Source organism: Shimazuella alba, from assembly GCF_009831235.1.
GTDB lineage: Bacteria > Bacillota > Bacilli > Thermoactinomycetales > Thermoactinomycetaceae > Shimazuella > Shimazuella alba.
The window spans coordinates 1-13,412 of sequence record NZ_WUUL01000003.1 but is presented as its reverse complement, the minus strand read 5'-3'; the positions used below and the strand labels follow the sequence as shown (position 1 = coordinate 13,412).

13 protein-coding genes are annotated in these 13,412 nt (G+C 35.8%); 3 read left to right on the top strand and 10 right to left on the bottom strand.

Annotation, left to right across the window (positions count from 1 at the left end; genetic code table 11):
- Window positions 1-94: 94 nt before the first annotated feature.
- The 5 genes from murA to GSM42_RS05090 all read right to left on the bottom strand — a co-directional run bounded on the left by murA (window position 95) and on the right by GSM42_RS05090 (window position 4,517).
- Complete coding sequence (murA, locus tag GSM42_RS05110) at window positions 95-1,393, bottom strand: UDP-N-acetylglucosamine 1-carboxyvinyltransferase (protein ID WP_160800487.1); 1,299 nt, start codon at window positions 1,391-1,393, stop codon at window positions 95-97.
- 331 nt (window positions 1,394-1,724) lie between these two features.
- Window positions 1,725-1,985: a transposase family protein gene (locus GSM42_RS21305; RefSeq protein ID WP_420820969.1), complete on the bottom strand. Its 261-nt coding sequence runs from the start codon at window positions 1,983-1,985 to the stop codon at window positions 1,725-1,727.
- A gap of 192 nt (window positions 1,986-2,177) precedes the next feature.
- Complete coding sequence (locus tag GSM42_RS05100; RefSeq protein WP_160800485.1) at window positions 2,178-2,729, bottom strand: GNAT family N-acetyltransferase; 552 nt, start codon at window positions 2,727-2,729, stop codon at window positions 2,178-2,180.
- A 5-nt stretch (window positions 2,730-2,734) separates the two neighbouring features.
- Window positions 2,735-3,364 (bottom strand): TetR/AcrR family transcriptional regulator, encoded by a 630-nt coding sequence (locus GSM42_RS05095; RefSeq protein WP_160800484.1) that lies wholly within the window; start codon window positions 3,362-3,364, stop codon window positions 2,735-2,737.
- 511 nt (window positions 3,365-3,875) lie between these two features.
- Entirely contained in the window at window positions 3,876-4,517 is a 642-nt protein-coding gene (locus tag GSM42_RS05090; protein ID WP_160800483.1) for a TetR/AcrR family transcriptional regulator, read from the bottom strand.
- A 181-nt stretch (window positions 4,518-4,698) separates the two neighbouring features.
- On the opposite strand from GSM42_RS05090, the gene GSM42_RS05085 reads away from it, so the two are divergent.
- Window positions 4,699-5,520 carry an SDR family oxidoreductase gene (locus GSM42_RS05085; protein WP_160800482.1) on the top strand — a complete coding sequence of 274 codons (822 nt, stop codon included), beginning with the start codon at window positions 4,699-4,701 and terminating at the stop codon, window positions 5,518-5,520.
- A 57-nt stretch (window positions 5,521-5,577) separates the two neighbouring features.
- Here the strand turns inward: GSM42_RS05085 and hemQ are convergent, their stop codons facing one another.
- Window positions 5,578-6,324, bottom strand: coding sequence for a hydrogen peroxide-dependent heme synthase (hemQ, locus tag GSM42_RS05080; RefSeq protein ID WP_160800481.1), 747 nt, complete (start codon window positions 6,322-6,324; stop codon window positions 5,578-5,580).
- Between the two features lie 126 nt (window positions 6,325-6,450).
- A complete protein-coding gene (locus tag GSM42_RS05075; protein ID WP_160800480.1) occupies window positions 6,451-7,461 on the bottom strand; it encodes an LLM class flavin-dependent oxidoreductase in 1,011 nt (336 codons plus the stop codon).
- Window positions 7,462-7,645: 184 nt separating this feature from the next.
- Here GSM42_RS05075 and GSM42_RS05070 point away from each other — a divergent pair, with 184 nt between their 5' ends.
- Window positions 7,646-7,966, top strand: coding sequence for an ArsR/SmtB family transcription factor (locus tag GSM42_RS05070; RefSeq protein WP_160800479.1), 321 nt, complete (start codon window positions 7,646-7,648; stop codon window positions 7,964-7,966).
- A 120-nt stretch (window positions 7,967-8,086) separates the two neighbouring features.
- Here the strand turns inward: GSM42_RS05070 and GSM42_RS05065 are convergent, their stop codons facing one another.
- The 3 genes from GSM42_RS05065 to GSM42_RS05055 form a co-directional block, all read right to left on the bottom strand.
- On the bottom strand, window positions 8,087-8,467 hold the full coding sequence (locus GSM42_RS05065; RefSeq protein WP_160800478.1) for a hypothetical protein: 381 nt from the start codon (window positions 8,465-8,467) through the stop codon (window positions 8,087-8,089).
- A 174-nt stretch (window positions 8,468-8,641) separates the two neighbouring features.
- Window positions 8,642-9,613 carry a M20/M25/M40 family metallo-hydrolase gene (locus tag GSM42_RS05060; RefSeq protein WP_237446485.1) on the bottom strand — a complete coding sequence of 324 codons (972 nt, stop codon included), beginning with the start codon at window positions 9,611-9,613 and terminating at the stop codon, window positions 8,642-8,644.
- Between the two features lie 475 nt (window positions 9,614-10,088).
- Window positions 10,089-10,739, bottom strand: coding sequence for a DUF2238 domain-containing protein (locus GSM42_RS05055; protein ID WP_160800476.1), 651 nt, complete (start codon window positions 10,737-10,739; stop codon window positions 10,089-10,091).
- A 161-nt stretch (window positions 10,740-10,900) separates the two neighbouring features.
- On the opposite strand from GSM42_RS05055, the gene GSM42_RS05050 reads away from it, so the two are divergent.
- A complete protein-coding gene (locus GSM42_RS05050) occupies window positions 10,901-13,321 on the top strand; it encodes an AAA family ATPase (RefSeq protein ID WP_160800475.1) in 2,421 nt (806 codons plus the stop codon).
- Window positions 13,322-13,412: the final 91 nt, after the last annotated feature.

Genomic DNA, 13,412 nt, shown 5'->3' with positions numbered 1-13,412 from the left:
TTTAATCAAAAGAAATAAAAAAGGAAGAGATAATGAAACTCTCTTTCCTTTTTTGCAAAGTACTAGTTTTGAAAATGAGGCAGATCTATTTTTCCTACAAGAGAGATTCTTTTTGTAAAAAAGAATGAGACTCTATATCGGTTCTTTCAATACTTGCTCCTAATGATTTCAACTGTCCTACAAGATCAATATAACCTCTGTCGATATGTCTTAGTTCCCGTACTTCTGTAGTGCCTTCTGCAATGAGTCCAGCCAATACTAAGGCAGCTCCTGCTCTTAAATCAGTAGCCATCACTTGTGTACCAGATAAAGGATTACCGCCTTCGATCAAAGCTGTTTGCCCATTAATCTTTATGTTAGCTCCCATTCGGCGGAATTCTTCCACATGCATAAAACGGTCTTCAAACACAGTTTCTGTTAGCGTACTAGTACCATTAGCTGCTAATTGTAAGACCATCATAGGGGATTGCAAGTCTGTTGGAAAACCAGGGTAAGGAAGCGTTTTAATATCAATTGGCTTTAATTCATCTGTCGCACTTACATGGATTCCATTATCAGATTCCAACACGGTGATGCCCATTTCACGCATTTTTACAATCAAAGAGGTAAGGTGCTTGGATTTAGCGTTTTCAATAAATACATCTCCACGTGTAATTGCTGCTGCTATCATATAAGTGCCTATTTCAATCCGATCTGGTATGATCGAATAGTCAATTCCTCGTAGGAAATCGACTCCTTCAATCGTAATAAATGGAGTACCAGCGCCTTCGATTCTTGCTCCCATCTGGTTTAAGAAGTTGGCTAAATCCTGAATCTCAGGTTCACATGCGGCGTTCACAATCGTTGTTATTCCTTTGGCCAATGTAGCAGCCATTAAAATGTTTTGAGTAGCACCTACACTAGGGATATCTAAGTATACATTGGTACCTCTTAGCTGATCTGGAACAAAACCTTCCACAACGCCATGGCCTATTTTAAATTGTGCTCCTAATGCTTCTAATCCTTTTAGGTGTTGATCGATGGGTCTGCTTCCAATAGCACACCCGCCTGGGAGAGGGACTCGGGCATATTTTTTTCGTGCTAAAAGTGGACCAAGAACCGTAACGGAAGCACGCATTTTGGAAACTAACTCAAAAGGTGCTTCTGTCGAATCAAATTTTTCTGCTTGAATCGTAACGTTGTCCTCTGATGTATTCACTTTTATTCCAAGCGTTTTTAATAATTGGGTGATGGTGGATACGTCTTCTAATGCTGTAGGGACATTTTTAATAGTCACTTGATTTCGTGATGCTAATATAGAAGCTGAAATTAAAGGTAGTATCGAATTTTTAGAACCATGTGCTTTTATCGAGCCTTGCAGTTTGTTACCGCCATGTACCAATATTTTTTCCAAGTGGATACCCTCCATTATGAAATGAGACATTTTCCATGTAGAAGAACTTATTTTTAATGGATGAAAATAAGGTTTTGTATTAGGTATATGTAGGTTCGTTAGTGGTGTGAATGGTATAAAACATCAATGAAATATTAAAAAAGATGAGATCAATGAGCTATTGCTAAACTATGAACTGCATTTCTGAATTTCATTCCTTAAAAATAAAATTCTTATGTAAGTCTTTGTGGAGCCATTTATCCTTTCTATGACAGCTCCATTTGGACATTTTTATCATACCATGAAAAAAATAGAATAATCCAGATTAGTTGATTGGCCCTACTACCTGTGATTAATGAATTAGCCTATTAATAACAGAACGATTGACAGCCATATCTGGTAGATTTTCAAAAAATGTTTCATTACATTTTCGACACTTATAACGCTGGAGTTTTATATAAATACCGACACGTTTAGCATGCATTGGTAGATCGAAAAAATAACTGCTTCTTTTTACCGGGCTGTATAAGTTTACAACAGTACCACATTTTGGGCAGTAGGAGGGAGACGGTAAAGTAGTCTCAACTAAGACTATAATCAAATTCGCTCTCATGCCTGTTAATAATTTTAAACCTTGGTAGGTTAAGTATATTTGTTTCCCTTTTGCAACATTTTAGAGAATAAACAAAAAGCATTACTTGATGATTAGAGTAATGCTTTTTGTTTATTCTTCAACTTTTTACGTTTGAATTTGTTGTTCAGCCGTTAATCTTTCTCTGTTCTTTTCTATACAGTGGGATAATTTTTATATACTTTTCACTTGTTTCTCAAAGTATTCATTTTGCAGAAGCCCCATATGAATTATGTCATGCCATTCACCATTTCTAAATAAACTTTGTCTACTGTTTCCTTCTTCTTGAAAACCGATCTTGGTGTACAATCGAATAGCTCTATCATTAAATGAAAATACTTTAAGGGAAACTCGATGAAGATTCATTTCGTAAAAAGCGTAATCCAGCAGTAATTTCAACCCCTCTGAACCATAGCCTTTTCCCCAATATTCCTTTTCTCCGATGTCAATAATACATTCAGCATTTCTATTTTTATAATCAATGTTGATTAATGATATAATGCCAATTGGTGTTTCATGCTCTTTTTCAACCATTATGTAGCTTTTGGCCGTATGAGAACCCAAAATAACATGATCTACAAATTCTTTAGTTGCATTTATCGGATAAACATCCAAAGATGAATTGGTGGACTGCATAACTTCTATATCATTTCTCCACTTGTGATAAAGTTCTGTATCTTCCTTTATCATCTTTCTTAATCTCACTCTTGATGAATCAAACAACATTACATTCACTCCTCATTTTGCGTATTTGGATTAATTAATTTTTCTAATGAGAAAAGTAAGACGGATAACTGATCCTTTACTTTTGTTCGTTCATGTCCCAATTGGAATGTATCCAACATTAAACCGTTTATAAATGTTATAAGATACCGTGCAATAGAACGAGTAGATTGTTGAGGTCTAAATTCCCCTTTACGCATACCTTCATTTAATACTACTTCTATAGCTTCAGTAGTTTTATTGTAGCGTTCAAAAATGTAAGGAAAATTATCTTTATCATTTGGGTAATTAGATGACAAAAAGAATTCCGCTTTTGCATAAAGCAATGTATGATCAATTGCTTCAATATAATATTGCTGTTCTTCAACCCAGTTTTTTAATTGTAGCCATAGTGGACCTTCATCAGATGGCACAAAATATTGAATGTCTTTTTGGTCATCATATTTTAAGACTTCGATAAAAACGTGATCAATATTATCAAAGTAACTATACAATGCACCCCTGGATATTCCAGCTTTGTCCATAATATCTTGCATAGAAGTGTGAACAAATCCTTTCTCGATAAACACCTTCCTGGCTGCTTCTATTAATTCTCTTTCTCTCTTTTTTTTATATTCTTCGCTAACTTTTGGTGCCATAAAGCCACCTCCATAATTAATGACAAAAAGCATATAATAAACTATACATTGTTGTCGTTTTATATTATAGATTATACCGACATCATTGTATAGTTTCAACCTTATATATTAATGTTTTTGTATATTCTTCAATAGTTATGGAAATTATCTTGTAAATAAAATGGGGTAATCAGTTATAAAAATCTCTCATTATTATGAAGAAGAATGTGGTTAAGTTAGGAATTTATTTGTGTTGGTGTGGTAATTTTCATCAGCAATAACCCGCTGATTATTTCTTCCTTTCCAAAATTATATGGTGCTTCAGCAAGTATATTTTCCCACACGATAATCCGAATTAGTGCTATATGAACATGAGTTAAGTTAAATAAAATGAGTTTCCGCACTAAAATCCAAATACCCTGATTAATGTAATGAGATGAAAGCGGCTTACTGTGGTCTATTGTCTTTTGGTAATGAGAAAGAGCACATCTATTTTATATGATGTGCTCTTTCTCATAGATGAAATGATGGTTCACAAATAAGACTGTAAAATGACTGATATTTGGTCTTCGATATAAGAATCATCTATTGTATTTAGGATAGAAGGCTCAAACAGCTGATATTTCTTTAATAGGTAAAAATCAAATAATGCTTTTTTTACGGTGATATCATACTGGATAGTAAACGAGGGATGAATGATTCTCCGGATGACTTCTTCATCTTGAATCATAAATAGTGTTGTATTAATAGATCGAAACTGACCTTTTGTTCTTCCTTCTTGGAAGAATGTTTGCAAATGGGAGTATCTTAATTGCTGGGCCACCATAAGTTTCTCATATTGTATAGGATATTTTTCTTTTAGATCATACAGAAGCTCATTAGAAATAAAGATGACTGACTTCAAAGATTGCTCATATGTTTTTTGGAAACGTTTTGCAAGGGAGATCTCTTCTTTCTGAATGAAGTCATCTGTAACATGTAAGTAGTTGGTGCATCCTTCAATAAATAAATCGAGTACATCATCTTTAGAAGAAAAATACTTATAAAAAGTAGCTTTGCTGATATCCATGTGTTTGACAAGTTCATCTATTTTAACTTGGCTAAATCTTTGCTTGCCAAGAAAGGCTTTGGCTTTTTCGATATATCGATATAAATTAGTAGCTTTGTTAGACATAGCGATCCTCCGAGAATTTTTATGGTCTACCTATTATATCTGCTATTGTGTAGGACTACAAACGGAATAAACAAAATAAACTTTTTTGTCCTTTTTAGTTTACTTTGTTTATTTTCTGGTATATAGTTTATCTAAAGTAAGTTATAAAAACATAGAGTAGAAATAAGAAGGAGTTCCTATCATGAAAACAATATTTATCACAGGTGCATCATCAGGCATTGGAAAAGCGACAGCGAAACTATTTTCTCAAAAAGGTTTTCAAGTAATAGCTTCCATGCGGTCTCCAGAGAAAGAAGATGAGTTGCATAAATTAGAAAATGTATTGGTTGTAAAGTTAGATGTGGAAAAAAGAGAAGAAATGGAAGAAGCAATACATCAAGGAATAGAGAGATTTGGAACGATAGATACCTTAATAAATAATGCTGGATATTGTGCATTTGGACCTTTGGAATTGGCAACTAATGAACAGATAAGAAAACAATACAGTGTAAATGTATTTGGTGTGATGAACATGATCCAAGCCATACTTCCGCATTTTAGGCAGAAAAATGATGGTAGTATCATAAATATTTCATCCATCGGAGGAAAAGTTGCAAATCCATATCTTTCGTTGTATCAATCTTCAAAATTTGCGATTGAAGGGTTATCAGAATCTTTGTATTACGAACTTGCTCCATATCATATAAAAGTGAAATTGATAGAACCAGGAAATATAGAAACGGATTTTACAGGAAGATCGTTACAAGTTTTGCAAAGAGATGACATCAAAGATTATGACGATCATATTCAAAAGTTTTTAGATATGTTGATGGCTGATCGCAAAAAAGGTAATATTTCTTCACCAGAATTAGTTGCTGAAGTTATTTTGAAAGCAGTAGAGGATAAATCTGATCAGTTCCGGTATTTAGCAGGGGAAGATGCTGAATTTTTGAATCATAAAAGAAAAGAATTAACTGATGAAGCTTTCTTACAGTTTATGAAAGGTGTATTTCCATTGTCTTGATGCAAAGATAAAAAAAAGGTTGATCGATGTGAAGGAATGATCGATCAACCTTTTGACTTAAATATGTAGATACTTATTTACATCTTCATTTGTTAGTCGGCATCCGGTATAAAAAGATCCAAAGTCGCCAAATCTCGCACTCACTTCATCGAAACGCATCTCTTGAACGATCTTTTTAAATTGAAGAGGGTCCTCTGCGAACAGGGTAACTCCCCATTCCCAATCATCCAAACCAACGGAGCCTGTTATGATTTGTTTTACTTTTCCAGCATAAGATCGTCCGATCAAGCCGTGGCTTTTCATCATATTACGACGTTCTTCCATAGAAAGCATATACCAGTTGTCTTCACCATCGCGGCGTTTGTCCATCGGATAGAAACTAATATATTTATTTTTAGGTAGGATCGGTTTTAAGCGTGCTTGGATATGTGGATCTGTATCTGGATCCGTACCTGGTCTCATTTGGTATCCGCTTAACTCTACTACAGAGGTATAGGAGTATGCGGGAAGCAGAAATTCAGCAAAACTAGTTTTATCGAATTGGTTTTTCACTTCGTTCAGTTCTTCTAATGTAGGACGAAGATGCAGAAAGAGTAAGTCCGCTTTTTGTCCCAAAATAGAAAACACACCAAAACTGCCTTGCTGGTTATCTTCCAGTGAAGAATAGGAACTAGTTAAGTCTAATAACTCTTGCACAATCTGTTCTCTTTTTTGAGGATCGGTAGATTTCCAGACTGTCCAGTCCATCACGCGAAAATCATGACTGACATACCAACCTTCATAGGTAGTAACCATTTCACCCATTTATTCCACTTCCTATTGTCCTAAATTTAGAAACCATCTTTACCATATTACCAACAAGGTAATCAGTTGAAGAGGAAAATGCAACACTTGTGTGTCTTTTTTGTGAAAATGCTGTTCAGAAGCTTTTTAATTTCGCTTTAAATCAAAAGCTTTTGCAAGCAGTCGATAAGAATTTATTTTTTGTTCCTGTTCATTTAGAAAGGAAACAACCATGACTTCTTCTGTTTGATACAAATCGCATAGGTTTTCGATCTGCTTTTTGACTGAAGAAGGGCTGCCGACAACCATTCGCTTTCGGTTTGTTGCAATTCGATGTCGATCATAATCGGTATATGGATAAGACAAAGCTTCATCAACAGTTGGGATACCGTTTGCAGAAGCGCCTTTTTCCAATAACAACAAAGCAAGATCACCACTTTTGGCTAGTTTTTCAGCCTCGTCGTCTGTTTCTGCGCAAAAAACAATGATGGCAAGTAGCGTTTTTGGTTTTTCATTAACGATACTTGGCTGAAATTGTTCCCGGTAGTAACGAACAACATCTGTACCGCCTTCACCATTGATAAATTGGGCAAATGCATACCCTGTCCCACGTTGTGCTGCCAGTAATGCACTTCCCCCGCTCGAACCCAAAAGCCACATTTCAGGAACAGTTTCTATCTGTGGGGTTGCAAATAAGGACGGGAAGCGGAAGTTTCTATCTGCTAAATCATACAAATATGTGATCAAATCATCTAATTGCTCTGGATATTTATCTGCATATGTACTTTTGTACTCTTGTAATGCTTTGGTTGCCAAATGAGTCCCTCCAGGAGCTCTTCCTAAACCCATATCAATCCGATTGGGGAATAATCCTTCTAAAACACGAAAATTTTCTGCTACTTTATAAGCACTGTAATGCGGTAGCATCACACCCCCTGAACCGATTCGTATATGATCTGTTATCGTAGCTAGATGACTCATTACTATCTCTGGACTAGATCCGGCTAAATTTTTGGCAAAGTGATGCTCAGACACCCAAAAACGTGTATAGCCGAGTTGATCTGTTTCTTTTGCTAGATGTGCTGTATTTTGAAATGCTTGTATAGCTGTAGAACCTGATGAAATCAGTGATTGGTCTAGTACGCTTAGTTTAATCAAATTAATTCACCTCAATCTATTTAGTATCTTTGATTTTGTAAAAAATATAAATAAAGAGTTTATATTGGGTATATATGGATCATATCAAGTAGAAATAAATGTGCAAGTCGTTTATGATTTATTGCGTTTTAGAAGAAAATAATATTCCTTGACTTGAATATTCCTATTGGGGTATATTTTAGATATGAAAGAGACTCTGCAAGCATTAGCAGAACCAAATAGATTTCATATTGTTGAGTTGTTACGAAATGGCCCTTTGACAGTTGGGGAAATCGCTGATCAGTTAAACTTGCGACAACCACAAGTTTCCAAACACTTAAAAGTGTTGAGTGAGGTTGGACTTGTACAAGTCCAACCTGAAGCGAATCGCCGTATATACAAACTGCGTCCACAACCATTTCAAGAGTTTCATAACTGGTTGGATTCTTTTCGTCAGATTTGGGAGGAGAGATTTGATTCATTAGATGCTTATTTGCAGGAATTGCAAAAAAAAGAAAAGAAGTAGGATGGTTTGTAAAGAAGGGGAATTATGTTTCACTTGCAAGTTCAACTTAACACCTATTAGAACTGATGACGGTACACCCAAATTTTTTGGGTGTACCGCTTTATGACTTCCTATGGACTTTTATGCTTTCTTTTCTGTCCAAGGAAATTCATGACCATGTTTTTGTATGGATTGCATGTGGTGCAGAATCCTTTCAGGACTTGCATCCCGATGGTACTTAGGATGCTTGATTTGAATATTGGTGCAGTCGAAAAGAATAGTTGTTGGCTTTGATATATCCCTTCCGACAATGGTGAATTTTTCTATGTCTGAGGTGAATTCACCATTTCCACAAGTGAAAGTGCGCCTTCCCTTTTTAGGAACAAAGCACTTGTGATTGTGATGGTATTCTGCGCCACGAATGTGGACAACGACACGGTTTTCTCTCGTATGTGAATTCTCTCGAATAGCGACTGTCCATTCGTCAGGTGATATTTGGATTACCTCTACAGGTTTTGACATGGTAAACTCCAACAAACCGTTGAACACTTACAGTATTCATTATAAATTAAATAAAATTATTACGACAGGAAAATTTTTCTTCTTCAAAAAAATATGTATAATTTTTTAGTTTTTCATACGAAAACCCCTTTCCTACAAAGGATAAGGGGTTTAATTATTTTATATTTTAACGCTTTAACGTAATGCTTTATCTGCTTTTTCTACTAACTCAGTCAACACGATTGTAAATCCTTTTAAGTGCTCCTTTACTCTTCCTGGAAATTCTCTTTCTAAGAAGGTAAGATTATCATTTGCTGTATGCCAGATTGCGCCATGTTTCACTGTCTGAGTGTAACCATCTAAATCGCCAATCTCCCAGTTTGTAGCTTCAAAATAAGCGTAGGGAATGCCTGCAGCTTTAAATGGGGCGTGATCGCTCCAGTCACCGGTTGTACCCGCAGGATAATCTGGATTTAAACCAGGATTCGTCGACATAGCAATTTTACGTTTTTTGGCAATTTCAAGGGCAAGATCACGCAATTTCCCTTGTTTTCCATTGTTCCCGTAAACATACATGTAATCTCCTGCAAGAAGGCTATCCAAGTTGATCATGGCAACCGTATTTTTTTTCTGTGCCTCTGTCATTTTTGATACATAATATTTGGAACCCTGTAATCCTATTTCTTCTGCACCAAAAAAGATTACTTTGATCGTATACGGTGTTTTCTTTATCGCAAGCGCATGGAGTGTTTCTAGCACTACACCAATACTGGAACCGTTATCATCTGCGCCATTGCCCACAGATACAGAATCGTAATGTGCTCCAATAATAAGTTCTTTTTTTGATTTACCAGGTTTTGTAGCAACTACGTTTTGTGAGTGGTAAGTAGTTCCTTTTTGGGTATAAGTAAAATTTTGAATCGATGTCTTAAGACCAAGTCTTTTTAATTGTGTTTGCAAATATTGACTTGCTGTTTTTTCCGACGCAGTACCTGCGACTCTTGATCCTATATTTTCGGATAAGTATGTTACTTGTTGATAAGCTAATTCACCAGTATTTTTGGGCTTAGCTGTTGCAACGGAGTAAGGAGTGATAACTAGTGTAAGTGCGAGTAAATTCGTTAAAGCCCATTTTTTCCATGGTTTTTGTTTAACGGTTGCGATCAAGTGTAGAAACCTCCTTATATATTTAAAAAAATGAAACATATATTTAAGTTTAAAATAATACCAATGCTAATACTATCTTTTTTATTAGTAAGACATATGAAATATATTTATAGTCAGATTATTTTCAGAATAAGTTAGCCATGAAAATGGAAGTAGAGAGTGGGGAATGAGAGAAATAAGAAGAGATGAGGTAACATTATGTGTGTTATCAAAATAATAGGAAAATTCAAAGCCGAAACATATAGACTAAAGGAATGATTGTTACAAGTTTTTGAAGACGAACGAGCGACAGTTGATTTTTATCAATGAATTTCAGATACATGTGGAATAGGGGCATGAAACGTATTTTTAGAAGAGTATCACTTTATGAGCAACCTAAGGCAGTAGTATGATTTTTAGAGAAATGATAAATAAATGAGCTGCACATAGTGGTCAGTGTCACTATTGTGCAGCTTATTTACGATGTGCAAACGGTTTAATTTGGTTGTAATCGTGGTGCCGATTTTTTGGCTGTTGGCTTTTTGGGGTTGAGTGTTTTTATTTGTTGGTTTTGGACTTTCCCTAAGCATAAAATAATCGTTGTGCCGATTATTGCACTGATAATATCCCAGTAGGGATCGAAAATATCTCCTTGGTAACCCAAAAAGTTTTGGAGACTGTTATCAAAGAAAGAACCTACACCAAACTCGAAAATTTCATAGAGAGAACAGATGGATACACTTAGCAGTCCTGCGATGAGAAATAAGCTTTTTTCACGATTTAAAAACTTCGTTCGAATAAAATATTCCCGAATTAAAGCAGTGTATATCATTCCTTGAAAGATATGTCCAAACCGATCAAAATGATTACGTTTTAGATGGAACATCTTTTTAGCGGTATGAAATAACGGTACTCCACCATATGTGTAGTGACTCCCGATTAACATAATGATTGTCCCGATAAACACCACCCAATACGATAAGGAAGTCAGTGGAAAGCGTTTGTATGTGAGAAGAAGTACTAAAATTAATAAAACGGCTGGCAAACTCTCAAAAAACCAAATACTCCTTTTGATTGGATGAATTCCAGACCAAATAAGAACACCAATAAATATGAGTAGTTGTATCATTAAAATAGCCTTTTTCATGGTTCCACACCTTTGGGAGTACATGTTTCTGTTAGTTTCTCAAACAATATAGAGGAGTATTCAAGTGGATGTATTTTCCTAAAACAAGTCTATTTCTTGCGTCCGTTTCGATCTAAAGGTAAGATTAATTAGAATATATTTTTAATTAGGGAGGTGCTTTTTTGTCCATTTCACCCATGCAGAAAAAAAAGAAAGAGATAATAGAGCTTGTATTTGCTCGAATTCGCAAAGATGGTTTTCGGAGAATATCTCGCAATGAAATTAACATATGGAAGAAAAAATCAGAAATGAAAACGGATTTACTTCTTGCTACCTATCCATCCCTACATATACTTCGATATGTCTTTGTCGGATATTATGGTTTGCCAACTGTTTTCCGATTTTTGCTATTTATTATATATATCATTTCTTCTGCAACTATGTCCGGCAGTTTTCTTTCAAACATGTTTCTTTTGCTTCTTCTCTCTCCTATTTGGTTAGGGATTTTGGGATATGGTATACAGTCTTCATCCCGTTTTTTTGCGAAAATATCAAAAGGAAATGAATTGGAACTTCTGCGAGATAGACTAGTTACAGCAGTGAATCTGGTAATTGACTTAATCCATTTAGACAAGGATCTATCTACCTATCGTTTTGCTTCTTGTGGAGATGATTATTTAGATTGGTTTGATATTTATGTGGAAAAGAAACAAGCATATAGTATGACGACCATTTTCCAACAAGAAAAATACATTGAAGTCCTTTTGAATCAACGAATATATCACTATGCGGTATTGGGGAAGGAAATTTATTTTCAGATCAATTGTTTGAATAAGCCATTGTATTCCGATCATGAGAGGCAAAAGCTACTAGATAAACTGCATCAACAAGCTGTAGTGTCTGTCCCTGTACATCACGGACAAAACCCATTGCAAGGGGAAACAGCTGTAACCTCTGATACCAAGCTCACTCCGCAAAATCGGGAACAATTATTGCAAGAGGCAATGAATGAGTTAAATCAGATGATAGGTTTAGATCCGGTTAAAGAATTTGTGCTCGAGATGAAAGATATGGTAGCGATTCAAGTAGAACGGAGCAAAATCGGGCAGAAAGTAATGAATCAAAGCCTTCATATGATTTACACAGGTAACCCAGGAACAGGAAAAACAACAGTTGCGAGGATTGTAGCGAAAATTTTTCAAGCACTGGGTGTGGTATCCAAAGGGCATCTGGTAGAAGTAACAAGAGAAGATTTAGTTGGAGAATTTATCGGTCATACAGCTCCTAAAACGAAAAAAGTGATAGAAAGATCTATTGGGGGCATATTGTTTATTGATGAAGCGTATGCGTTATCTCGTGGAGGAGACAATGATTTTGGTAAAGAAGCAATCGATACTCTGGTAAAAGGAATGGAAGAAAATCGAGAAGATTTAGTAGTTATTTTGGCCGGGTATACAAAAGAAATGGCTGAGTTTATGAAAGTAAATAGTGGATTAAAGTCTCGCTTTCCAAGTCAAATTAAATTTCCTGATTATACGGATATCGAATTGTTACAAATAGCAAAATTATCTCTTGAAAAAGAGCAATTTATTTTAGATTCAGATGCAGAAAATGCACTGCACTCTGTGTTAGAACGTAGACAAATAGCAGGAAGAAATGATGATGGAAATGGTCGCTTGGTTCGTAATGTGATCCAAGAAGCGATAAGAAGACAGTCCAAACGGTTAAAGCAAAATGGTTACCAATCTCCAGATGAGCTTCGCATTTTACATGCAAGTGATTTTGGCGTAGCACCTTCAAATGAGCATTTTCAAATCGAATCAGAATTTGCCAAGATAGTCGGGAATGAAGAGATAAAAGAGCATGTCAGAGCACTTGTAGCTCAAGCGAGAATACAGAAACTTCGAAGAGATCAAGGATTTTCACAGAGCAAGGGTCATTCTCTGCACATGATATTTAAAGGAAACCCTGGTACTGGTAAGACGACATTTGCACGGATTATTGGGAATGCACTGAAAGAACTTGGCGTTTTAAAATCCGGGCAATTAATTGAAACAGATCGCAGTGGTTTGGTGGCAACACATATTGGTCAAACCGCACAAAAGGTAAATGAAGTTGTACAAGAAGCGCTCGGAGGAATTTTATTTATCGATGAAGCTTACGCTCTTGCTTCTGGAGGAGAAAGTGACTTCGGCAAAGAAGCGATCGATACATTAGTAAAAGCAATTGAAGATCACCGGGAAAGCTTGGTTGTCATCTTAGCTGGGTATAGTCAAGATATGGATCGTTTTCTACAAACCAATGTGGGGCTAGTCTCCCGGTTCCCGACCGTATTTGAATTTAAAGACTATTCAACAAATGAGTTGTATCAGATTTTATTAAGAACAGTAGAAAGTCAGCAATACCAGCTTCGCTCAGATTGCGAAATGGTAATAAAACCCATTTTGCAGAGGCATGCAATGAGTGGTGCTTCAAGTAATGGACGATTTGTACGAAATTTATTTGAACGTGCGGTTCGAAATCAATCGGTTCGTTTAGGGCAAAAGCAGCATATTGAAAAAGAAGATTTACTCCAATTGCATCCAGAAGACTTTCAGCATTAAAAAAAGGAACCTACGATCTGTAGGTTCCTCAGACCGAAGAAAAAGCACTTCTGAAATTCGTTTCAGAAGTACTTTCGTATGGGAAAGGATA